Origin of the sequence: Kosmotoga sp. DU53 (assembly GCF_001639905.1) — a bacterium.
In the GTDB taxonomy this organism is placed as follows: domain Bacteria; phylum Thermotogota; class Thermotogae; order Petrotogales; family Kosmotogaceae; genus Kosmotoga; species Kosmotoga olearia.
Window position 1 is genome coordinate 35,865 of sequence record NZ_JGCK01000015.1, and the last position, 22,780, is coordinate 58,644.

The 22,780-nt window shown below is 41.2% G+C and carries 21 protein-coding genes; 15 read left to right on the forward strand and 6 right to left on the reverse strand.

Annotated features, from left to right (window positions below):
- Positions 1-59 precede the first annotated feature (59 nt).
- The 10 genes from DU53_RS02135 to DU53_RS02180 all read left to right on the forward strand — a co-directional run bounded on the left by DU53_RS02135 (position 60) and on the right by DU53_RS02180 (position 9,137).
- Positions 60-1,385 carry a transporter substrate-binding domain-containing protein gene (locus tag DU53_RS02135; RefSeq protein ID WP_063727192.1) on the forward strand — a complete coding sequence of 442 codons (1,326 nt, stop codon included), beginning with the start codon at positions 60-62 and terminating at the stop codon, positions 1,383-1,385.
- Between the two features lie 40 nt (positions 1,386-1,425).
- A complete protein-coding gene (locus tag DU53_RS02140) occupies positions 1,426-2,922 on the forward strand; it encodes an HD domain-containing phosphohydrolase (RefSeq protein WP_063727194.1) in 1,497 nt (498 codons plus the stop codon).
- An 11-nt stretch (positions 2,923-2,933) separates the two neighbouring features.
- Positions 2,934-3,956, forward strand: a complete 1,023-nt coding sequence (gene cobT / locus DU53_RS02145) for a nicotinate-nucleotide--dimethylbenzimidazole phosphoribosyltransferase (RefSeq protein WP_063727195.1) — start codon at positions 2,934-2,936, stop codon at positions 3,954-3,956.
- 114 nt (positions 3,957-4,070) lie between these two features.
- Positions 4,071-4,442 carry a bifunctional adenosylcobinamide kinase/adenosylcobinamide-phosphate guanylyltransferase gene (locus tag DU53_RS02150; protein ID WP_255358860.1) on the forward strand — a complete coding sequence of 124 codons (372 nt, stop codon included), beginning with the start codon at positions 4,071-4,073 and terminating at the stop codon, positions 4,440-4,442.
- Positions 4,439-5,038, forward strand: coding sequence for a cobamide remodeling phosphodiesterase CbiR (gene cbiR, locus DU53_RS02155; RefSeq protein WP_063727197.1), 600 nt, complete (start codon positions 4,439-4,441; stop codon positions 5,036-5,038). The genes DU53_RS02150 and cbiR overlap by 4 nt, the downstream gene beginning before the upstream one ends.
- Positions 5,028-5,723 carry an adenosylcobinamide-GDP ribazoletransferase gene (locus DU53_RS02160; protein WP_012744966.1) on the forward strand — a complete coding sequence of 232 codons (696 nt, stop codon included), beginning with the start codon at positions 5,028-5,030 and terminating at the stop codon, positions 5,721-5,723. The genes cbiR and DU53_RS02160 overlap by 11 nt, the downstream gene beginning before the upstream one ends.
- Positions 5,724-5,848: 125 nt before the next feature.
- A complete protein-coding gene (locus tag DU53_RS02165) occupies positions 5,849-6,283 on the forward strand; it encodes an Rrf2 family transcriptional regulator (RefSeq protein WP_063727199.1) in 435 nt (144 codons plus the stop codon).
- The gene (locus DU53_RS02170) at positions 6,280-6,741 is read left to right on the forward strand and encodes a hypothetical protein (protein ID WP_082853753.1); all 462 of its coding nucleotides are present in this window, start codon (positions 6,280-6,282) and stop codon (positions 6,739-6,741) included. Before DU53_RS02165 ends, DU53_RS02170 begins: the two co-directional genes overlap by 4 nt.
- A 34-nt stretch (positions 6,742-6,775) precedes the next feature.
- On the forward strand, positions 6,776-7,993 hold the full coding sequence (locus tag DU53_RS02175; RefSeq protein ID WP_063727201.1) for an MFS transporter: 1,218 nt from the start codon (positions 6,776-6,778) through the stop codon (positions 7,991-7,993).
- A 28-nt stretch (positions 7,994-8,021) separates the two neighbouring features.
- Complete coding sequence (locus DU53_RS02180) at positions 8,022-9,137, forward strand: sugar phosphate nucleotidyltransferase (protein ID WP_235599669.1); 1,116 nt, start codon at positions 8,022-8,024, stop codon at positions 9,135-9,137.
- 62 nt (positions 9,138-9,199) lie between these two features.
- On the opposite strand, the gene DU53_RS12695 is transcribed toward DU53_RS02180, so the two are convergent.
- From DU53_RS12695 to DU53_RS02205, 6 genes are all read right to left on the reverse strand, one after another.
- Positions 9,200-10,792 carry a glucodextranase DOMON-like domain-containing protein gene (locus DU53_RS12695; protein ID WP_235599664.1) on the reverse strand — a complete coding sequence of 531 codons (1,593 nt, stop codon included), beginning with the start codon at positions 10,790-10,792 and terminating at the stop codon, positions 9,200-9,202.
- Positions 10,793-10,851: 59 nt separating this feature from the next.
- Positions 10,852-11,706, reverse strand: a complete 855-nt coding sequence (locus DU53_RS12700) for an alpha-amylase family glycosyl hydrolase (protein WP_235599665.1) — start codon at positions 11,704-11,706, stop codon at positions 10,852-10,854.
- Between the two features lie 420 nt (positions 11,707-12,126).
- Complete coding sequence (locus DU53_RS02190; RefSeq protein WP_012744972.1) at positions 12,127-13,065, reverse strand: ABC transporter permease; 939 nt, start codon at positions 13,063-13,065, stop codon at positions 12,127-12,129.
- Positions 13,062-14,174: an ABC transporter permease gene (locus DU53_RS02195; protein ID WP_012744973.1), complete on the reverse strand. Its 1,113-nt coding sequence runs from the start codon at positions 14,172-14,174 to the stop codon at positions 13,062-13,064. The genes DU53_RS02190 and DU53_RS02195 overlap by 4 nt, the downstream gene beginning before the upstream one ends.
- Positions 14,171-15,676 (reverse strand): ABC transporter ATP-binding protein, encoded by a 1,506-nt coding sequence (locus DU53_RS02200; RefSeq protein ID WP_041288824.1) that lies wholly within the window; start codon positions 15,674-15,676, stop codon positions 14,171-14,173. Before DU53_RS02200 ends, DU53_RS02195 begins: the two co-directional genes overlap by 4 nt.
- Before the next feature lie 109 nt (positions 15,677-15,785).
- On the reverse strand, positions 15,786-16,844 hold the full coding sequence (locus tag DU53_RS02205) for a BMP family ABC transporter substrate-binding protein (RefSeq protein WP_012744975.1): 1,059 nt from the start codon (positions 16,842-16,844) through the stop codon (positions 15,786-15,788).
- A gap of 359 nt (positions 16,845-17,203) precedes the next feature.
- Between DU53_RS02205 and DU53_RS02210 the strand changes: the two genes are divergently transcribed.
- The 5 genes from DU53_RS02210 to DU53_RS02230 all read left to right on the forward strand — a co-directional run bounded on the left by DU53_RS02210 (position 17,204) and on the right by DU53_RS02230 (position 22,772).
- Complete coding sequence (locus tag DU53_RS02210; protein WP_201029974.1) at positions 17,204-17,974, forward strand: ABC transporter ATP-binding protein; 771 nt, start codon at positions 17,204-17,206, stop codon at positions 17,972-17,974.
- Positions 17,971-18,774: an ABC transporter permease subunit gene (locus tag DU53_RS02215; RefSeq protein WP_063727204.1), complete on the forward strand. Its 804-nt coding sequence runs from the start codon at positions 17,971-17,973 to the stop codon at positions 18,772-18,774. The genes DU53_RS02210 and DU53_RS02215 overlap by 4 nt, the downstream gene beginning before the upstream one ends.
- Before the next feature lie 891 nt (positions 18,775-19,665).
- The gene (locus DU53_RS02220) at positions 19,666-20,964 is read left to right on the forward strand and encodes a WD40 repeat domain-containing protein (RefSeq protein ID WP_161484730.1); all 1,299 of its coding nucleotides are present in this window, start codon (positions 19,666-19,668) and stop codon (positions 20,962-20,964) included.
- A gap of 17 nt (positions 20,965-20,981) precedes the next feature.
- The gene (locus tag DU53_RS02225; protein WP_012744979.1) at positions 20,982-21,557 is read left to right on the forward strand and encodes a hypothetical protein; all 576 of its coding nucleotides are present in this window, start codon (positions 20,982-20,984) and stop codon (positions 21,555-21,557) included.
- Positions 21,558-22,772 carry a BREX system ATP-binding domain-containing protein gene (locus DU53_RS02230; RefSeq protein ID WP_063727207.1) on the forward strand — a complete coding sequence of 405 codons (1,215 nt, stop codon included), beginning with the start codon at positions 21,558-21,560 and terminating at the stop codon, positions 22,770-22,772. It abuts the gene before it with no gap.
- Positions 22,773-22,780: the final 8 nt, after the last annotated feature.

Sequence of the window (22,780 nt, forward strand, 5' to 3'; positions counted from 1 at the left end):
AGACGACTATGCACATAAAAACTTAACAGGTGAAAAATCGGATAGGAGTGTAAATCGGTGTGGTGTTTCCGAAAAAATGGATATGTGCGATTATACTGATTCTTCTTTTGCTATCACCCCAAAGTTTTGCTCTGGATGATACTGTTACCAAACAACACTACGTCTTTGGTGGGGATCATGATTATCCTCCATACGAATTTATAGATGAAAACGGCAATCCCGCAGGTTTCAATATTGATTTGCTTGGAGCTATTGCTGAAGTTATGGGTATGGATATTGAGATACGGCTTGGTCCCTGGAACGAAGTAAGAACAGCTCTCGAAAGAGGGGAACTAGACGGCCTTACAGGAATGTATTATTCTGAACAGAGAGACAAACTGGTTGATTTCTCTACAGGATTTCTCATTGTTCATACAACGGTATTTGTTCGTAAAGATTATAATGGAATAACCTCAGAGGAAGACCTGGCAGGCAAGGAAATAATCGTTCCGTATGGAGATATCATGCATGACTATTTACTCGAAAAAAAGATCACTGACAAAATCATCACTGTCGAATCACCTGCCCAGGCTTTGCGCCTTCTCGCTTCAGGAAAACACGATTGCGCTCTTTTGGGGAATCTTCAAGGATTTTATCTTGCAAAAAAACTAAAACTAGATAACATAAAGGCGATTAAATCCGTCTTATTCACTCAAGAATATTGTTTTGCTACTAAAGAAGGAAACGATCAGCTTTTAAGTAGCCTCAACGAAGGGCTGGCTATAATCAAAGAGACAGGTAAATACAAAGAGATCTATGAAAATTGGTTTGGGACGTTGTCAGCACAACATCTTATAATCAAAAATTTAACAAAGTACGGATCGATAATCTTGTTGATTTTAACTGTTGGATTTTTGCTTGCCTTGAGCTGGTCGAGAGTTTTAAAGATAAGAGTAGAAGAAAAAACAAAAGAATTACGAAAAGAACTGCTCGAAAGAATGATTACTGAAGAAAAACTCCGCGTTAGTGAAGAGCGATACCGCAAGCTTTTCGAGAGTATGCTCGATGGTTTTATTCTCCTTAAACCCGTGGCAGATAAAGATGGTAATATAAACAATTTCAAGATCATCGAAGCAAATACCTCTTTTTTGAAAGCAGTAGGCAAGAAGAAAGAAGAAGTCGTGGGGAAAATGCTCTGGGACATATTTCCAACGGTTTACAAATCCCACATAAAAGTCTATGAAAAAGTTATAGAAACAGGAAGACCAACACATTTTGAAATCCATTCAGATGAAACAAACAAAACATTTGAGATAGTCGGATTCACTCCGCAGACTGGTTATTTTGCTGCAATCGTAAGAGATATAACCCAAAGAAAGCAGGCTGAAAAAGCCCTGAAAGAATAATCTGGAAAAAATCAGGAAACTACATGAAATAGCGTTAAAAATGGAAAAGAGTAAATCTGAAGAAGAAGTATATCACTTAATTGTCGAAGCAGCTAAAAAGATACTTGAGTTCGACATTTACAGTCTCGACATAGTTGAAGGAAATAAATTCGTGGTTAAAGCAATATCTGAAAAAGTTGCAAGTCCGGAAATCATGGAGGCTCCCCTAAATGAGGGTATAGCCGGAAAAACTTTCCGTACAGGCAAAACCATCGTGGTAAAAGATATCGCTAATGAACCGGAAGCGAAACCCCGGAGTAAAGAATACCGTTCAGCTATAAGCATACCAATAGGCAATATAGGTGTTTTCCAGACAATCTCAACGAAGAGGAACGCTTTCAGCAAAGAAGATGTTGAACTTGCGGAACTACTCATTTTCCATGCCACAGAAGCAATTGAACGAATTCGCTCAGAGGCAAAGATAAAATATCTCATCTTTCACGATCACCTGACAGGGGTTTACAATCGAGCATTCTTCGAAGAGGAGTTAAAACGTTTTGACGCTGAATCCCATCTTCCCCTTAGCATAATCATGGGAGATGTAAACGGCCTTAAACTCGTAAACGACGCTTTTGGACATACCGAGGGAGATCGTCTGTTAAAAACCGTCGCCACATCAATAATCTCCTCTTGCAGGCCACAAGACATTGTAGCTCGATGGGGCGGAGATGAATTTATAATCTTATTGCCGAGGGCCGGTTATATGCTCGCCGAAAGAATATTGAAACGAATCAAGATGAATCTGGAAAAATCTGACGAGGGTTCATATATCCCTATTAGCGTAGCTTTTGGAATTGCGACTAAAGAAAATGCCGACCAAAATATTCAAGAAATTCTGAAAAAAGTCGAAGAACAAATGTATAAAAACAAACTTTTGAAAAGCATGAGCACCAGAAATTCAATAATAACTTCCCTTGAAAAAATGTTACTCGAAAAGAGCAATGAAACCGAAGAACACGCAAGGCGCATGAGAAAAATAGCCTATGAATTCGGAAAGTATATCAATCTCACGGACAGTGAGATCAACGATTTAGTTTTGCTGGCTGCACTTCACGATATTGGAAAGATATCCGTACCTGAATCAATACTCAAGAAACCTGGTCCACTGACAGTCGAAGAATGGGAAAAAATAAAAGAGCATCCGGAAACAGTTTATCGTATAGCATTAAACTCGCCAGACCTTGTTACTATAGCAGATGGTATCCTGTACCATCACGAATGGTGGAATGGAAGCGGTTATCCACGAGGGCTTAAGGAGGAAGAAATACCGTTTATAGCGAGGGTCATTTCAATAATTGATGCGTACGATGTCATGACTTCTGGACGCCCTTATAAGAAACGGCTGAGCAAAGATAAAGCCCTCGAAGAGATAAAGAAATCCTCGGGAATCCAGTTTGATCCCAGGCTTGCAAGGTTATTTATGAAGTTCATGCAAAGCCTGAAAGACTTTGAAGAATCTGATAGAAATTCTGATAAAGATAAAAGTTATCATGAGTAAGGAGGTAAAAAATGACAAAAAAAGAGCTTGAAAACAAAATAAATGAAAGACTGAATAGTCTAACAAAACCAAAAGAAAGCCTTGGCTTCCTTGAGGATATAGCATTGAAGATGGGAAAAATACAGGGAAAAGTCCTTCCAAAACTACCGGAGAAAAAAGCGGTTTTTGTCTTCGCAGGAGACCACGGTGTTACGGAGGAAGGAGTTTCTGCGTATCCAAAAGAAGTAACGGCACAGATGGTGTTGAATTTTTTGAATGGTGGAGCAGCGATAAACGTCTTTTCAAGGCATGTTGGAAGTGAAGTTTATGTTGTTGACGCAGGGGTTGATTATGATTTTCCTGCTCATGAAAGGCTTTTGAATAAGAAAGTTGGAAAAGGCACGAAAAATTTCTCCAAAGAACCTGCGATGTCAAGGGAAGAAGCGGAAAAATCGATAGAATATGGAAAAGAAATAGTACGCTTCGCTAAAGAAAAAGGGTTTGAATTGGTCGCCGTAGGTGATATGGGAATAGGAAACACAACAACCGCAACCGCTATTGCCGTGGCATTGGGGCACAACCTTTCAGAACTGATAGATATTGGAACGGCTATAACCGGGCAACAATTGGAGAAGAAAGAGGCAGTGGTAAGACAAGCTATTTCAATTCACGAACCATTTATGGATCCTATTGATGTCTTATCGAAAGTAGGTAGCTACTGTCTGGGAGAAATGGCAGGATTTATACTCGAATGCGCACAATTAAATATTCCTGTAGTTATAGATGGGTTCCCAACCACAGCGGCTGCCCTCATAGCAGCACAACTGAATCCTGAAGTCGTTGACTGTATGTTTGCCGGGCATCGTTCAAAGGTTAAGGGACATAGAGTGTTGCTTGATGCTCTCAATCTACGCCCTATCCTGGATCTTGATATGCGTCTCGGCGAAGGAACAGGGGCTGTGCTTTCTTTCTCGATTATAGAAGCAGCCATTAAGATGATCAATGAAATGGCAACCTTTGATGACGCGAACGTTTCAAAGGGGAAAGAAAAATGATCTTAATTACAGGAGGAGAACGCTCAGGGAAAAGCCGCCTCGCACTGGAACTGGCGTTGAAAAAAGGAAGAAAAAAGAGCATTCATCGCAACAGCAGAAGCCATAGATGAGGAAATGAGTTCGCGTATAGCAAAACACAAAGAGGAGCGGGGGAACCTGTTCGTTACATACGAAGAACCGCTGGACATACACGAGATCCTGAAAAAGACAGGGGATTACGACGTTGTTGTGGTGGAATGCATGACAACGTGGTTGGGGAATCTTTTCCACTACGGTCGAAATACCGAGGAGATGGTTGAAAAGTTTATCGGCAGTATCAATGGAAATGAGATAATCGTAAGCAATGAAATAGGCATGGGGGTGATACCGGAAAACCCGATCACCCGGACTTTTGTGGAAGCGCTCGGAAGGCTAAACGCAAGAATCGCGCAGATAGCAGATGAGGTTTACTTTGTAGTTTCAGGGATAGGTGTGAAGATAAAATGATAGGATCTACCTCATGGGTAATTCCCGGAACATATTACGAAAACGCTTTACTCCTCGAAGAACTCGTAGACTTTGTGGAGCTGTTGGTTTATACGTGGGATGAAGATACAAAGACACTTCTCTTTAATGAAATGGATAAACTCTTACAGCTTGATCTGTCTTATACAGTTCACCTCCCGATGGATCGGCTGGACAACGTAATACGCGCCTACAATTTTTTTGAAGACGCGCAGTTTCCTGCCATAAACTATGTTCTCCACCCAATCGAAGGGTGGAGAACAATTTTGGGAGAAAACATCGCCCTGGAAAACCTCAAAGAAATCATTGAACCTCATAATAGAATGGTTTTTGATGTCGGGCACCATTTTCTTGGGAAAAAATTCCCTGCTCATCTGAAGGAAGCGATTGTAGAAATACACGCAATGGGAGTAATCGATGGAAGAGACCATCTCCCACTCGATCGCGAAACGGCAGCGTTCATCAAAGGCTTCATGGGAGATCTTATTACCGAAAATGTTCTTATAAACTTTGAGGTTTTCGATCTTGAAGATTTGAAAAACTCTCTCAAAGTATGGAGTGATACCTTTGTGGAATGACATGAAACTTGCAATAGCATTCCTGAGCAGAGTACCAGTCCCTCTAAAACAAAATAAAGGGAACCTAAAAAAAATCTGTGCGTATTTCACATTCGTAGGATATCTGGCCGGCGTATTCTATTTTTCTATGAAGCTTATAAGCGAAAACTTTTTATGGACGCTGTTATCAGTTGCACTTGGATTTTACCTTTTTGATCTATTTCACTTTGATGGTCTCTTAGATACGCTAGACGGGTTCTTCTATCAGGGAACGAAGGAGCGGCGTTTTGAAATAATGTCAAAAGGAGATATCGGCCCCTTCGCTTTTTTCTATGCCGCATTGTATATAGTGGCTTATCTTTACGCTTTTTTGCATGTAGATCCAATTGATCTCATTTATGTGGCAGTTCTCGGAAGATTCTCCATGAATATTCTTTTGCACTTCGGAAAACCAGCAAAAAACACGGGGCTTGGAAAGTTATTACATCCCTATGAAAAAAAGCATACCCTTATAAGCCTTGTTTTTACCATTCCTCTTGTATACTTTCCTCTAAACTACATCATTTCGTTATCTATCGCGCTATTGCTGGGAAGCTCTATGCATTTCATTACAAATAGAAAAATCGAAGGGTATACCGGCGATGTACTAGGGGCAACTTGCATGTTTTCCCAGCTTTCAATTATGGTAGCACTTTCGCTAATTTGATACGTACTCCCTATCGTCGATAGTTAATCTTCCACAAAAATATTCTCGATTCCATATTTTCGCCTATCCACCTCTGATATATAATCAAGATAGGGGGGCAATAATGTTGATGATAGGGGGGGATAATGTTGATCCAAAAGACCGTTAGGTATGCTCTGAGAATATTGGTTAAGCTGTCCATCGAGAATAGAGCCTTGAATTCAAAAGAAATCTCTCTATCCGAAAATCTCGATCACGGTTTTACATTGAAAATTCTCTACTATCTCAAAAAAGCTGGATTGGTTCGAGCTATTCGCGGTCGAAAAGGTGGATACGCTCTTGCAAAGAATCCCGAAGATATAACCATAGCAAAGATATTCGAGGCTATACCAGACGTTGAAGAAAGGCTCATCGACTGTGATACCAGCTGCAAATTTCACAAAGAATGCTACGTGAAGGATTTCTGGGAATTGACAAACCATATCATAGGGTACACCTTTTCAAATGTATCCATCGCCAATATAATCAATAATAATTTCAAGGAAAAGATCAAGTTCCTGGAAGGGGAATTTCATCAATGAAGTCTGAGAGTGTGAACAAAGTTCAGCTTGCAAAACAATTTCAAATGCTTGCAAGGCTCCTGGAAGTTCTCAAAGAAAACCCTTTCAAAATAAGGGCCTATCGTTTTGCTGCCAACGTAATTGGTTCATTGGACAGAAGGGAGCTTAATCTGAAAGATGTTCAGGAGCTCTCAAAAATCAAAGGGATCGGAAAAGCCATTGTGGAAAAGTCAAAGGAGTTCCTCGAAACCGGAAAGATCAGGAAGCTGGATGAAATCAGGGAAATGATACCGGATACAATAAGGGTCCTCGCAGAACAAACAACTCTATCGTCAAAAACCCTTGCAGTTATGTGGAAGGATTACGGTATCGCAAAGAAAGAGGAAATTATCTCTTTTCTTAATGACTACAAAAGGTCTCTTAAACTAAGCGATTCAGACCTCGAGAAAGTCAAAGAGGTTTTAAACAACGAATCGTAACTGTGTGATCTGAAAGGATAAGGAGGAAACACCATTGGCGTTTACGAAAGATAGGCAGTTTTACAAGTTTGCAGCTTATGGCTTCTTAAAAAACTTACGGTTTTTCGAACCATTTCTAATTCTCTTCTTTCGTGAAATGGGGCTTTCATTTTTACAGATAGGAATGCTCTTCTCGATAAGAGAAATTGCTACCAATCTTCTCGAACTACCTACGGGACTCGTTGCGGATATATACGGCAGACGAATCTCCATGCTTTTTTCTATGACATCTTATATCATTTCTTTCATAATTTTCTATTTCTTCCCGAATTTCTATATTTATGCTCTAGCAATGGTTCTCTTTGCCTTTGGTGAAGCTTTCAGGACCGGAACACACAAGGCCATGATCCTCGAGTACCTTCGCATGAATAAAATACTCGACAAAAGGGTAGAGTATTATGGTTCAACCCGTGCCGCTTCACAACTTGGCTCAGCTATAAACTCACTCATCGCTGCGGCCATAGTCTTTTACAGCGGCAATTACAAGGTAGTCTTTCTCGCTGCAACGTTACCATATATCTTCAATCTCATAAACCTCGCAACGTATCCAAAGGAACTTGATGGAGAGATCAAAAAGACCGGAAAACGGGAGACCTTCAAAGAGTTTTTTGGTATATTCAAGAACAAAGACTCTCTAAAAGGTATCATGAACTCTTCTATCTTCGATGCATTTTTCAAAACCGTTAAAGAGTACCTGCAACCGGTTTTAAAATCTCTGGCACTTTCCCTGCCTGTAATGCTAGCGTTCAGTAATAATGAAAGAACAGCGGTAGTCGTCGGCATTGTATATTTCTTTATCTATCTGGCAACAAGCTATGCTTCGAAGAATGCATCGAAAGTAGCTAAAAAGATCGGAAATAAGGAAAAGGCTATCAATATCACTTATCTGTTGGGAGCGGTTTTAATAATACTCTCCGGTGTCTCTCAGCGCCTCAATTTCCAGATTGGCGCGGTGATCTTTTTCCTGATACTATTTGTTATTGAAAACATACGAAGGCCCCTGAACGTAGCTTATATCAGCGAAAAGATATCCCATAAAACCATGGCATCGGGATTGTCCGCAGAATCACAGTTGAAAACTCTTTTAACAGCTGTTCTAGCACCAACAATAGGGTTTCTTGCTGACAAAATTACCATCGGTGGTGCATTGGTTGTCTGTGGGTTCGTGATGTCCATATTCTATTTGCTGATCCGTCTGCGTGAAGAAAAATGACCATCAGGAGGGATAAAAAGTGAAAGCAATGATTCTCGCCGCCGGAAAAGGAACAAGGGTAAGACCTTTAACAAACAAAATTCCAAAGCCCATGATACCAATCGTAACCAAACCTACAATCGAGTTTCTAATCGAGCTTCTAAAAAACCACGATGTTACAGAGATAATGATAAACATCTCACATCTTGGCTGGCTCATTCAGGACTACCTTAGAAATGGCTCAAAATACGGGGTAAACATTGGCTACTCCTTCGAGGGAAAACTTTTGCCAGATGGAACCCTTGAAACTGAACCTATTGGTTCTGCCGGTGGGATGAAACTTATCCAGGAACGCTATAACTTTTTTGACGAGACTTTTATCGTACTATGCGGCGACGCAATTGTTGATTTGGACATCACCGAGGCCTATAATTTTCATAAATCAAAGGGAGCATTAGCTACGATCATAACAAAAGAAGTCAGCAAGGACCAGGTGTCAAATTACGGTATCGTGGTTACAGATGAAAAAGGGAAAGTGTTGAGTTTTCAGGAAAAACCCTCCTCGGAAGAAGCAAAATCGAACATAGCCAATACCGGCATTTACATTTTCGAGCCTGAAATATTTGAACACATACCTTCAGGTGAATTCTACGATATCGGGAGCCAGCTCTTCCCGAAGCTCGTCAGCGAGGGCAAACCCATTTACGCCTATTCTATGGATTTCAATTGGTTCGACATAGGCCGGAACAAAGATTATCTGGTTATCCTTGAAAAAGCTCTCTCTGGAGAGATTAAAAACTTCTATCCTGGTGGGAAGGAGATTTATCCGGGTGTCTGGGTTGGTACAGGGGCGGTAATATCTCAAGGGGTTGAAATAAAACCGCCTGTCTATATAGGAAGCAGTACAATATTGGAGAAAGGCGTTACTATCACTGGGCCCGCAATCATAGGAGCAAACTGTTATATTAGTAAAGACAGCCACATTGCCAACGCTTTTGTGATGGACTATTGTTATTTGAAACCCGGTACCTCTCTTTCCAGAATACTGGTTACTCCAGAATATTTTGTCCATTCTGATGGCGAAAGTGGAGAAATCTCCGAAAGCCATCTCAGTAAATCCGTAAAGGACGTCCGTACGCTCGGAATAGAAATGAAAGAAGCATAAGAAAACTATTTTACGATACAACAAATAAAAGAGGTGGAGCGAACGCTCCACCTTTGTCTTTGCTATTTTCCAAGATCTATCAGCACATCATCCATGATATATGGATCTGTCTTCTCGCCGCCACCAAAATGGAAGGCTTTTGGTTTAGGATACAGATCACGGTAACGTGCCTCAATCCCATCAAAATCCCATGTGGTGATATAAAATTTGAATCCATCAAAGCTATCCGGCCTTCCAAGAACCTCACTCGGGATTATCAGCGTTACCTCTCTGGTCATCTTGTTTGTTTTAACCTGAGGTGTTGGAGATATAGGAGTACCGAACGCTTGTGGTCCGCTTCCTTCTGAAGAATAAGCGACAATCGACCAACCGTTGGCAAATATGAAATAATCCCAATCAAGCCCATCTGGCATTTTCGCATTCTGGAACGGCAAATCTTTTGCACCCGTTTTACTTGGGTCATCTATGTAGATCTGGAATGTTACATGGTCAAAGCCATTTTGCGGGCTCCAGGACGTTGTCAAATCTTTTATCTTCATGGTTATAACAAGGCTTGCGCCGATCTGCTTTATCGTAACTCCCAGCAGGTCCATCTGTCTCTTGAACGTAACATCGGTGGGGTAAAGATATTTTCCAAAGGGTCCATGGTCATCGCCTTCAGGGTCTTCCACCTGTGCCAGGAGTTTTTCCGGTATATCGAGGATTACCTGATAATCTTCAGAGTAAGTAGTATCTGTCCGTTTTTGACCGTAAACCTTGAAAACAATGGTGTGAATCCCCGGGTCGAATTTAGAGATGTCCCATTCATACGACCATTTTCCGTCGATTACATCAACAGAAACGCTTGCGTCTATTCTGGTATCAAAGATTATCTTGACGCTCTTTGCATTCTTTGCAGTACCGGTGATTACAAAGTTACCGGTTATTTTCTGTCCCTGTTTGAGATTTGGATAAATTTCTACTGTTGGCATCTTCACTTTTTTCTTTTGTGTTGTCGCTATACCAACGTAAACGGAGCGCGGATTTAATACGAGATTCAACTCTCCATCTTTGTCGGCACTGTATTTTTTCTTCAACGTATTGAGGGTGTAAAGCGGTTCTATAACCGTTCCAGGTTCTAACCTCGTTTTCAGGTTGGTTATTATCCTTCTTTCGTTCGAAGTATTCAGCATGACATATGCTGTAACCTCTTCATCGCTTATCTTAAAAGCGAAGATGCCGGGGCCATTTGGATCATCTTTGAGAACCTCTATGTGACCATGACGAAATACAGGATTACTCTTTCTAAACTCCGTCAATTCACGAATGAACTGGTACATTTCAAAGAAAGTATCGTAATGATCCACACCACCTGAGGCATACCCTTCCTTGAACATAGCCGCTCTCGTTTCTACAAATCCCTGTTCCGTTCCGTAATAGATCACCGGTATACCCGGAACGGTAAAGAGAAATGCAAGAGCCTGTTTTACGGTAGCCAATCCTGCACCCTTTAAGAATCGTTCCATATCGTGATTGTCTATGAACGTTACCAGCCTCTCAGGATGTTCGAATTGTTCGCGGCGCTCTAAACGGTAACGGAGGTTCGCCGTAGCCTTTCCTTCCTTAAAAACGCGCCTTATCTCTATGTTCAACGGGAAGTCGAGCATGGCACTCATACCGTCTTCGAAATAGCTCTCCAGAATCTTTTCACCTGAATCATCGTATGGATCAGACCTTATCCAGCCTCGCCAAAAGTTATAAAATCTTCCTTTCCGAGAGCTTTCGCAGTCTCATAAACACCGTTTTTACCATTCAAAAATTCCTTCCAGAACTCGTGAGGAACGTAAATGACGGTGTCAATTCTAAAACCATCTACTCCCGCTTCTTTTATCCAGTAAGTATAGCTATCCTTTAAGGCTTCAATAACCACCGGATTTTCCGTGTTGAGATCATCCAGTCCTGCCATCTGATAATTTAGCTTCTGGTTGGGATCACTGTAATTCGTAATATCCGGTGTCCAGTGATAAATGTTCTTATCCTTATCTTCCAGATAATCGTTTAACGAAAACGGATACTGTTCTGGGGCAGAAGTGGGAACACTTTCAGTGTTTTTGTAAAACTTTCCACCAACGAACTTGAAATAATCTCCAACATGATTGGCAACAATATCTTGAATCACGTACAAACCTCTCTTATGAGCCTCTTCAACAAACTTCTTATAAAGTTCCAGGTCTCCGAAATGCTCATCAATCTTCTTGAAGTCCCTTGCCCAGTAACCGTGATATCCACCATAATTTACCCACGGATTCCACCACTGGTTGGCAATGGGAGGTGTGATCCATATGGCAGTTGCACCAAGCTCTTTAATGTAATCGAGCTTTTCGATCAACCCGGCAAGATCTCCCCCGTTATAACGCGCATTGTCGTTTCCATACTCCCCCATGCCAAAATTGTCGTTGGTTGGGTCTCCATTTGCAAAACGATCAATCATAACGAAATAAATTATCTGGTCTTCCCACTTCGGGGAAGGAACTGCCAGAGCTAAAACACATACCAGCATCAAAAGAAATAACAAAATTAGCCTTCTCACACTATCACCCCTCTTTAAAATAAGAAATCGTTGTAGGTTGTCGGTTGTACGAAAAACATCGAGAGTCCGAGAAACCGAGAGCCGAGACTATAGAAAACCGGTTCTAGGGTTTAGGGTCTAGGTGTTAGTTTGTAATCAACTCCGGAGGAGTTCGTGGCAACTCAGAATGAGTTCCCTACACTGGCGTAGCCAATCGCTCAGGTTCTCGAATTCTCGGATTCTACGTTTTCCCACCACGATTCTAACCCAAAAAATATATTAAAACTACCGCTGCCGCTCTATAACTGTCAAAGGGTCTTAACTCCCGATTTTTGATTGATAGTTGACAGCAGCCAATTTTCTGAGAAGAAAAACATATTTAACCAGCAAAAAAGCGCAAGCTCTCAGCTTGCGCTTTTTTGTTCATTAAAAACTGCCAAATTAACTCTTTTCTTCTCTAGAGTATGGAACACCCAGCGCAGCAGGCGCCCCAACTTTAACCTTCATCTTCTCTGTGGAAGTAAATACAAGCACAGCAACGGTCAAAAGATATGGGAACATCATGAGAATATGGGAAGATATCGTTGTTCCGAGAGCCTGCATCCTCAAGCCAAGCGCAGTCACTCCACCAAAGAGATAAGCTCCGAGCAAAGCTTTTGCAGGATCCCAGGTTGCAAACAACACGAGCGCTATCGCAATCCATCCACGACCAGCAGTCATGTTTTCTATCCACATGGAAGTATATGCAAGAGAAAGATAAGCTCCACCAATTGCTGTTATAGAAGCACCAAAGATAGTGTAAAGATAACGAATAGCGAAAACATTTATACCCCTGGCATCAGCGGCATCCGGGGCTTCCCCAACAGCTCTAAGAATCATTCCCGGTTTAGTTTTGTATATATAGAACCACATGATGGGAACGAGTATATAACTCACATAAACCAGCAGATCGTGAGAAAACAATATATCGCCAATATAAGGAATCTTTGAAAGAACAGGAAGCTCGATTACCTGAAACTGCTTTGCAACAACACCAATGTAATTCTTTCCCCAGAGACCGCTAATCCCTGTGCCAAGCATCGTTATTGCAAGACCACTAACAACCTGGTTTATCCTCAGGGTTATCGTGAAGAAGGCGTGTACTAAACCAAGAACAGCACCAGCGATCATCGCCGCCAAAACGGCGAGAAGCAAATTGTTCGTATGGTATGAAACCACAAATCCACTTATTGCTCCTACCAACATCATGCCTTCAAGCCCCAGGTTCATAACCCCGGAACGTTCTGTGAATATATCTCCTAAAACAGCAAATAACAATGGTGTTCCAGCTCTTACCGTAGCTTGAAGCGTTGTTATAAAGATCGAATTCATTTCGTTCATGATCTCACTTCCTCTTCCTTCACAAATCTTATTCGATACCGGAATATAGATTCACCGCCAAGCAACGAGAACAAGACAAGACCCTGGAATATATAAACAAGTGATAGGGGTAATCCAAAAAACATCTGAAGCTGCTCATTCCCGACCAAAAGCCCACCAAACAAGAATGCCGCTACCAGAACGCCAATCGGGTTGAGTTTGGCAAGCCAGGCAATGATTATCGCTGTGTAACCATATCCGGGGGAAAAACCGTGCTGAAGCCTATGTTGAATTCCCATCATCTGTACTGCTCCTCCCATACCGGCTATCATCCCGCTGATTATCAGCGAGACAATTGTGTAAGTTTTAACGTCTATTCCTGAATACTTTGCTGCCATGGGATTATCTCCTACTATCCTTGAATTGAATCCCCACTTGGTTCTGGAGTACACATACTGCAGGATGAAAGCAAGAATTATAACGAATATGATCCCGATATGTACCTCTCCATTGAAAAGAGCTGGCAACCTTGCAGATTCCGGGAATTCTGCAGTTATAGGGAAGTTATAACCCTTTGGATCTTTCCACGGGCCATACACAAGATAATCCACCCAGAATATTGCAACATAGTTCAACATCAAAGTTACAACGATTTCATCTGTTTTGGCAAAGGCTTTCATAAAAGCTGGAATGGCACCCCATAGACCACCAAATATGGCACCCATCACCAACAACAGGAATATCATTAAAGGTTTTGATTCAATACCATTAAAAAGGTAAAGCGCTCCCCAGGTTGCTGCAAAAGCTCCCATGTAGAGCTGTCCTTCACCACCTATATTCCAGATCTTCATTCTATAAGCAAATGAAAGCCCAAGACCTACAAATGCCAATGGAATCATCTTAACCAGTGTCTGATACAGCCCATATATATTCCCGAAGGGCCAGGAGAACATCTCTTTATACGCAGACAGGGTCTCTCTGAAAGCTTCGCCCCATGTCTGGCCTCTCCCCTGAAAGAAGATTACGAGAATAATGCCCATTACCAGCAACGAAAAAGCTATGGAAACTACGGGAACTAGAAGATTCATGTACGCAGGAATGTTTGCTCTTTTTTCTATCCTAAGCCTCATACTGCATCCCCCATTCTCTTGGTTCCACCCATCATGAGTCCAATCTCCTCAATATATGCTGGATCAGGAGGTGTATAACCCATGATTTGACCTTCATAGATAACAGCGACTCTATCAGATAACCTGAAGATTTCGTACAACTCACCCGCAAGGAGTAGTACTGCTGCTCCCTTTGCTTTTTGCTGGAGCAAAGTCCTGTAAACAAATTCCATAGCTCCAATGTCCAATCCTCGCGTAGGATGGGCAGCTATTATTACCGATGGAGTTGTTGACAGCTCTCTTGCCAGAACAACTTTCTGGATGTTCCCACCCGATAAAAGTTTTACCGGGGTTTTTGGGGATGGGGTAGAAATGGAATACTCGTCTATTAGTTTTTCCGCAGTCTGAGTTATTAATCGTTTGTTGAGATAGTAAGGAGACATAGGAACATAATGTGTTATATAGTTTTTAAGGAACAAATTCTCAGCAACGGAAAGGTTCGGACAGGTAGCCATTCCTTTCCTATCCTGGGGAACATAAGAAATACCTTCTTTAATTCTTCTGGAAACGCTGGTGTGAGTAATATCCTTACCTTTGAGAATGATCTTCCCTGATTCTACTTTTCTAAGACCATATAAACTTTCAGCCAATTCCCTCTGACCGTTACCAGCAACGCCGGCAATTCCAAGGATTTCGCCGGCTTTTAATTCAAGACTCAGATTATTAATGGCAAAGAGATTCTTATCATTGCGAACCTTGAGGTTCTCTATCTTCAGAACCGTTTCACCAATTTCAACATCCGGTTTCTCTATATCGAGAATCACATCTCTTCCAACCATCATCTTTGCAAGGCCTTTCTTATCTATATCCTCTTTATTCACTGTCCCAACTACCTTACCTTGCTTCAATACCGTTATACGATCACTTATTTCCATAACCTCATCGAGTTTATGGCTGATAAAAATAACTGAAGTGCCCTCCGCCGTCATCTTCCTAACAGCCCTAAAAAGGGCCTCAGCCTCTTGTGGGGTCAGAACAGCGGTAGGTTCATCAAGGATCAATATCTTCGCGCCCGTATATAAAAGCTTTAGAATTTCAACTCTCTGCCTTTCGCCAACGGAAAGCGTCCATACTTTTGCTTTTGGATTGACCGCAAGCCCGTAGTGTTTTCCCAATTGTTCGATCTTTGCCTCAACATCTCTGGTTTTCACGATAAAACCAAGTTCTTTCAAACCAAGAACGATATTTTCTGAAGTACTAAAAGAAGGAACCAGTGTAAAATGTTGCTGAACCATACCTATTCCGCTTTTAAGGGCATCGTGTGGTGAAGCGATATGAACCTTCCTGCCGTTGATAAAAATCTCGCCGTAATCGGCGCGATATATACCAAAAAGAATGTTCATCAACGTTGTTTTCCCGGCTCCATTTTCTCCAAGAAGTGCAAGAACTTCTCCTTCCTTAAGGTCTATGGATACATTGTCATTGGCCAAAACACCAGGAAAAGATTTGGTAATATGTTTCATTTCCAAAACTGTCCGTTTTTCTTCCACGTTAGCATCACTCCAGTGTAAAAAATCTTAGAAAGGGTAAATTAATGGGGCCGTGAGGCCCCACTGAAAAGCATAAAAAAGATTATCTTGGAATTGTACCAACAACATTATCTACAAACCAATCCATTTCAAGAAGTTCTCCATCGCTCAAGACTTCCCCGGCGGGAACCCTGAGGTTTCCTTCTTGATCGTAAATTGGTCCGGTAAACGGATGGAATTTCCCTTCGATGATTGCCTCCTTGAAAACAGAAACAAGGTTCTTCACGCTCTCCGGAACAAGGTCGCTTACAACAATGTCAACTACACCGTCTGCCATACCGCCCCAGTACTGCTCTGATTTCCATGTTCCATTCATAACATCTCTGACAACCTTTTCATAATAAGGACCCCAGTTCCAGACGGGTGCACCGAGATACGCTTTTGGAGCAAAAGCTTCCATATCGCTGTTGTAACCAATGGAGTAAGCGCCATAAGACTGTGCTGCCTGTTGAGGAGCAGGAGAATCCTGATGTTGTGCTATGACATCCGCACCAATGTCAAGCAAGGAAATAGCAGCTTCTTTTTCAGTTGCCGGGTCGTACCATGTATTAGACCATACAACATGAACCTTCGCTTCTGGATTGACGTATTTAACACCAAGGGCAAAAGCGTTTATTCCTCTGATGACTTCAGGTATCGGGTGGGCTGCAACATAACCTATGATGTTGGACTTTGTCATGATTCCTGCAATCAAACCAGTAAGGAATCTTGGTTCGTACATTCTACCAAAATATGTCGCAACGTTTGGAGCTGTTTTGTAACCAGAACAATGCATGAAAACTGTTTTCGGGAACATTTTGCTTATCTTGATAACCGGATCCATGTAACCAAAGCTGGTAGCGAAGATTATATCGTACCCTCTTGCTGCGAAGTTTCTCAAAACACTTTCTGATTCAGCACCTTCTGGCACACTTTCAATGAAACTCGTAAAAATTTGATTGCCAAATACTTTTTCGATGTACTGCCTTCCCTGCTCGTGAGCATAAGTCCAACCTGCATCACCAATAGGTCCAACATAAATAAAAGCAACCTTTAGTTTGGCACTAAAGGCAAGACCAGCAATCACGAGTATAAGAAGCGCAAATACAAGAAATTTCTTCACAAAAATCCCCCCTTCTTAGAAGTATAAAAATACGCGGGTTGTTGATATTATACCGATTCATAGCTGATTCAACCAAATAAGCAATTCATAGATTTTTTCGTCTAATCGCCACTTTTAATAAGTGAGAGGAATCATCACCTGTTATTTTAAGATATTCTGGAATATTCACCCTTTATTTTGGCATTGCATCAAACAAGAGATATGCTAGTATCAAGCTGGTTGTCTTCAAACCATGTAGCCTAAATATGTATGAAGGGCAGTGAAATCATGATTGAGGTTAAAGGCTTAAAGAAATACTACGGTAAAAACCGGGGCATTGAGAACGTTTCATTTATGATTAACGATGGTGAGACTTATGGTTGATCGGCCCAAACGGCGCTGGAAAGTCAACCACAATACGCATCCTCACCGGTCTTCTCAATGAAGACAGTGGCGAAGCGTATATCGGTGGCTTCAGAATCCCGAAGCAAATAAACAAAGTGAAAGCAGCGATCGGTTACATACCGGGCGAGGTGAATTTCTACGGTGACATGAGGGTAAAGGATTTCCTGGAACTCAACAGAAATTTCTATAAGAACGTGGATATAGATTACGAAAGGTATATTGTGGACCTTCTTGGGATCGATACAAACAAAAGGTTCAAAGAATTATCGTTGGGAAACAAAAAGAAGGTCGCCATACTTCAGGCATTCGTTCACAAACCACACTATCTCGTACTCGATGAACCAACGAACGGCCTGGATCCGCTAATCCAGCAGAAATTCTACAGTTTGCTCGAAGACCACAGAAGAACCGGAGCGGTCGTTCTTTTTTCCTCGCACGTGCTTTCAGAGGTTGAAAAAGTATGCCAAAGATTTGGAATGATAAAAGAAGGCAAAATGATAAAAGAAGGTGACGTGAATACGCTGAAAGAGTTAACATACAAGGTTGTGGAAATTCGCGGATTCTCCGGAACCATTCATGGTTACGAAGGGAAGATAAATAGGAATGGAATCACATTCCACGTTAAAATAGAAGAATTGAAAGACTTTCTGAAACGTGTTACAGAACACGAATTTGAAGACATAGAGATAAAGAATCCTACGCTTGAGAACATTTTCCTCAAATACTACAAGGAGGAAGTAAAATGAATGTTTTCAAAAAAGATTTTAGGGGCAGATTCAGATCTTTTTTCATATGGACAATAATAATCTCGCTCTTCGGATTTTTGTACATACCATTTACAGATAAGCTGCTCGAGGAATCCGAACCCATGCTGAAGATGCTTGAAAATATTCCTAAGGTTCTTTTGAATATGTTCAACATGGACGTTGCGATGTTTTCGAAACCTGAAGGAATCTTCGGCTCTGAAGGAATGAGCTTTGTTTATATACTAACCGGCGTCTTTGCTGCTATGATGGCTGGTGCCCTTTTTTCCAGAGAATTTGAAGAAAAGACCATAGAGTACCTTCTGGTAAAACCGATATCCCGTCGTCGTATTTTCCTCGAAAAGAGTTTTACGTTGATTACCTTTGTCATCTTACTCTCCGGTCTATTCACCATAACAACCGTTCTGCTCTTTAGAACTCTTGTTCATACTGCACCATACAACGAACATATTCTCTTTTGTTTTGGGTTGTATGTGCTCTCGATCCAGTTGTTCTTTGCCGCCGTTTCAACTCTTGTGTCAGTAGCTACCCAAAAATCATCTTTAACCACATCTCTTACATTGGGTATTCTTATTTTCATGTACTTCGGAAACTCCTTGTCATCCGTCAACAAAAATCTGGCCTGGATGGGAAAAATCAGTGTCTTTCACTATCTTCCCCTCATAGACACTGTCGTAAAAGAAAAAATATTCGTATCAAACGCACTCGTCATAATACTGGTGGCATTGCTCATCTTTTATGGAGCACTTGAGTTTTTCAAACGAAAAGATGTGCTAATTTGAAAGAACGCGCTTCGCGTCGGACGCTGGAAATCAGCTCCACTGATTGAAACTGGGGGTTGCCTGATGGCAACTGGTGCCTGGATTTACTGACGCAAATGGTGCTAGGAGCAACTACGTCACTGACATAAAAAACGGGACACAGCATGCTGTGTCCCTACAATAGCTGATCTCGGGTCTCGGTTTCTCGGACTCTCGTGTTTTTGATATGGAAAGAATCAATGTGGTATGAATAGCCTGCGGCCATGAGGCTTGCGACGCTGTCAGCTGATGGAGCGACGCTCGAAGACTGAGGCTCACGACGTTGAAGCAAGAGCACGTTAGCGTGATTACCTTGTTTCGTAGGGAATATCAGATTCTATATCTTGAATTTTTTAATCAGCCTTGCAAACGTCAGCCTCCGCAAGCGTCAACCTTGTGAGCGTCCTGGACGAAGTCCAGCACTTCAGCAGCGTAGCTGCTCTCTCGGATCTCGGATTCTCGCCTCTCGTCCTGAAATTAATTATGTGATATAGTTTTACTATCAGCAGTCAGTCATTACCATTCCTATCTTTAAAGCAAGTTTTAGGTGATTCTTCACAACTATATGTATCAACCAAGAAAACAAAAAAATTCGGGGTAAGGGTGAAATATATGAAACCAACAATTGCACTGATTCTATCGTTTCTGTGCCTGTTTTCAGGCACTGTTTTGATGTTGAAAACAATAGGTTTTCCAGTCGAAAACAATCCGATAACTCTCCTGGTTCTAGTCGGTGGAGTGTTTTTTATCTATTTGGTATCACTCATATTTAGGGGTCTCCGCACACTAAAAGAGAAAAAAGCGAACACTACGCGCAAAAACACTCACAATTTTGGATTAGTTAACAAGAAAGTAACACCCAACGATGATGAAATGCCCAGGTTTATTTCTCTCCAGGGTCATTCTGGACCTGTATCATCAGTAGCGATAAGCCCTGATGGAAAATACATAGTATCCGGTTCCTGGGATAACACGATAAAGTTATGGAATATCAACGGCGAGTGCCTCAGAACCTTTGAAGGGCACACCGACTGGGTAAGGACAGTAGCAATAAGTCCTGACGGAAAGTATATTGTATCCGGATCAGAAAATGGAAAGATAAGGATCTGGAATCTGAAAGGGAACTGCCTCAGGATATTGAGCGGTCATTCCGGGTCTGTACTATCGTTAGCTGTAAGCCCCGATGGGAAATATATTGCATCCGGTTCCTGGGATAACGCAATAAAGTTATGGAATACTAACGGCGAGTGCCTCAGAACCTTTGAAGGGCACATCGACTGGGTAAGATCGGTAGCAATAAGTCCAGATGGTAAGTACATTGTCTCCGGATCTGAAGATGGAAAAATAAGGCTCTGGGATCTAAAAGGTAATTGTTTTGGGATATTAAGTGACCATTCGGGACCTGTACTGTCGGTAGCTATAAGCCCCAATGGGAAATATATTGTATCCGGTTCCTGGGATAACACAATAAAGTTATGGAATGTCAACGGTGAATGCCTTAAAACCTTTAAGGGACATACCGATTGGGTAAGATCAGTAACGATAAGTCCAGATGGTAAGTACATTGTCTCCGGATCAGAAAACGGAAAGGTGAGAATCTGGGATACGGAAGGCAACTGCCTCAAGATATTAAACGGCCATTCCGGACCCATACTGTCGGTAGCTATAAGCCCTGATAAAAGATATATTGTTACAGGTTCCAGAGACAAAACACTTAAACTATGGAGTCTGGGGAACTATCTTGAAATAAAAAAGCCATTTCTCGTAAGCGAAGAACCCCAGCCTGAAAACAGAATTTTAAATTATGAAAATAAAAGCGAAAATCAAAATCTGGAAATTGAAGAAGAAGAACAGTATTTTGAGGAAAATGACTCCCCCATACAAAGTGACGATAAAATCTTACTCTATTTCATGAATCAAATTCAGGAATTAACTGAACTTCAGAAAGCCGAGCTTAGAAAAGTTCTGGTTTTAGAACCCAAAAAAGAATACTCTATTTCGGAAGCTGGAGTAAATCAACTTGTACTCTTTCAGTTATTGCCCAGAATCTCATATAATCGAATTCCTCTTATAGAACTCATTGAGAAAAATGGCCTCATGATAATTTGGGGAAATCAGTATTCAGACGAACTATGTGAGAAACTAAAAAGTACAATTATAGGCGGTATGTAAGTTCCTGGAGGGATGTTATGGAAAAAAGCCTTAGGGAAAAATATACAGAAGCGTTTTCCGGAAACTGGCAATATCTATTGAAATTTGCCCTGAAAATAGCAGAAGCAGGGGGAGAATTTCCACCCAAAACAACCATTTCATCAATGAGAGGTTGTATGGAATTTCTTTATTCAAAATATATTGAACGGGTACCGGTGGATATAAAACTAATAGCATACGGGCATGGCATTACTCCTGAAACTCTTAAAAAACATGTCAAAAAAATAGAAAACGCTGCGATTGTTTACCTTAAATCCATTGGAAATAAAATTGATGGCTATGTGGCTCTGTTCAGAACGGCTGCGAAACAGATTAAACTTATAACAGGCAAGGAATCCATCGAGGTAAAAACATTCATTAAATATGTACAATACCTGTGTAATTACTGGAGAAGTGATAAAACAGAAGAAATAGAAAAATTTTTTACTCGCTACTTCTATTTGACAGGTTTGAAGGCTGAAACCGGAAGAAATGCTGCCTCCGGATTGGACCTTTATACTTCTCCACGCGTAAAGGGGACGTACGTAATTCTAAGGTTTGAGGGGGATAATTAAATGGATTACAGACCTATGTTTGAAGCTATACGAACAGGTGTTTCCGTTCCAGAGGAATATGCTGCACATTTAATTATCGGAAGAACTTTTGAAAAAGAGATTATAGAAAACGACATAGATTATGTAATTTCATACCAGGCAAGCAAAATTAGGATCTTCCTTGGAGATTACGGGTTTGGTAAAACAACACTTGCAAAATACGCAATCACCAGAGCGTCAGAAAAAGGCATGGTCTATTCGATGCTAACCGAAAAAGATTACAAAAGCATCTACAGACAGGATGAATTCTTCAGGTCTATAATGAAAAACCTCAGGATGGTTGGATTTCAAGGGGATCTATTGAGATTCATCCTGAACAATTGGGCTGAGCAGTTCCTTAAAGAAAATAAAGATTCACTAGAGACACTGGAAAGAGATCAAATCGTTGCTTATCTGAAAAACAGCAATCAGCTATTTGACGGTTTCTTCGCAGATGTTTGCGGCGCATACCTTTATAACTATATTAACGAAAAAAGTAACAACGAACTGTTAGCTTTTATAAGAGGCGACAAAGTACCCAAACGAACCTTAAGAGATTACGGCATCACACATTTTCTTGAGGATGACGGCTGGAATTTCCTGGACGCTTTTATGAAACTTCTTCTTACCTTTGGAATCAAAGGACTTCTCTTAGTAATGGACGAACTGGAGAATTTACGTCAAAATCGAAAAGACATTAGAGACAAAATTTACAACCATCTAAGAGAGCTCCTCGACAAACTTCCTGGTGGAGAAATAAAGGCAATTAACTGTATCTGGCTTGGGACACGAGAATGGTTCGACGATCAGGAGCGCGGCATTAAATCATATACCGCACTATATGACAGAATCCAAAAAGAAGTATCCGGAGTTCAGACAAAGGAATCCACATTGGTTGAACTAAAACCAATGAGCACTGATGACCTTAACAAACTCGTTGAAAAAGTCTCTGGAATGTATAAAGAAACCTACAATATCACCTTATCCCAAAAGCAAATCAACACGATCAAGAGTACCGCCACCCAACAATTTACAAATATAAATGGGGAAGTATCAGTCGCTCCAAGAAGGGTAATAAAATGGCTAACAGAACTATTAGACGTTTTCAAAGAAGGAAACAAGGACATTATTAATGCAATTAATTCTGTTTCTAAAAGTGTAGAGGTTGACGATGATCGTTATTCCTCCATATTCTGAATTTTAAG

Bases quoted from the DNA above. Each gene is read 5' to 3' on its own strand.
- DU53_RS02230 (WP_063727207.1), top strand. From the start codon at position 21,558: ATGGATTACAGACCTATGTTTGAAGCTATACGAACAGGTGTTTCCGTT.
- DU53_RS02190 (WP_012744972.1), bottom strand. From the start codon at position 13,065: ATGAACGAAATGAATTCGATCTTTATAACAACGCTTCAAGCTACGGTA.
- DU53_RS02195 (WP_012744973.1), bottom strand. From the start codon at position 14,174: ATGAGGCTTAGGATAGAAAAAAGAGCAAACATTCCTGCGTACATGAAT.
- DU53_RS02225 (WP_012744979.1), top strand. From the start codon at position 20,982: ATGGAAAAAAGCCTTAGGGAAAAATATACAGAAGCGTTTTCCGGAAAC.
- cbiR (WP_063727197.1), top strand. From the start codon at position 4,439: ATGATAGGATCTACCTCATGGGTAATTCCCGGAACATATTACGAAAAC.
- DU53_RS02180 (WP_235599669.1), top strand. From the start codon at position 8,022: ATGATTCTCGCCGCCGGAAAAGGAACAAGGGTAAGACCTTTAACAAAC.
- cobT (WP_063727195.1), top strand. From the start codon at position 2,934: ATGACAAAAAAAGAGCTTGAAAACAAAATAAATGAAAGACTGAATAGT.
- DU53_RS02140 (WP_063727194.1), top strand. From the start codon at position 1,426: ATGGAAAAGAGTAAATCTGAAGAAGAAGTATATCACTTAATTGTCGAA.
- DU53_RS12695 (WP_235599664.1), bottom strand. From the start codon at position 10,792: ATGAGTGCCATGCTCGACTTCCCGTTGAACATAGAGATAAGGCGCGTT.
- DU53_RS02220 (WP_161484730.1), top strand. From the start codon at position 19,666: ATGCCCAGGTTTATTTCTCTCCAGGGTCATTCTGGACCTGTATCATCA.
- DU53_RS02170 (WP_082853753.1), top strand. From the start codon at position 6,280: ATGAAGTCTGAGAGTGTGAACAAAGTTCAGCTTGCAAAACAATTTCAA.
- DU53_RS02215 (WP_063727204.1), top strand. From the start codon at position 17,971: ATGAATGTTTTCAAAAAAGATTTTAGGGGCAGATTCAGATCTTTTTTC.
- DU53_RS02200 (WP_041288824.1), bottom strand. From the start codon at position 15,676: ATGAAACATATTACCAAATCTTTTCCTGGTGTTTTGGCCAATGACAAT.
- DU53_RS02150 (WP_255358860.1), top strand. From the start codon at position 4,071: ATGAGTTCGCGTATAGCAAAACACAAAGAGGAGCGGGGGAACCTGTTC.
- DU53_RS02165 (WP_063727199.1), top strand. From the start codon at position 5,849: ATGTTGATCCAAAAGACCGTTAGGTATGCTCTGAGAATATTGGTTAAG.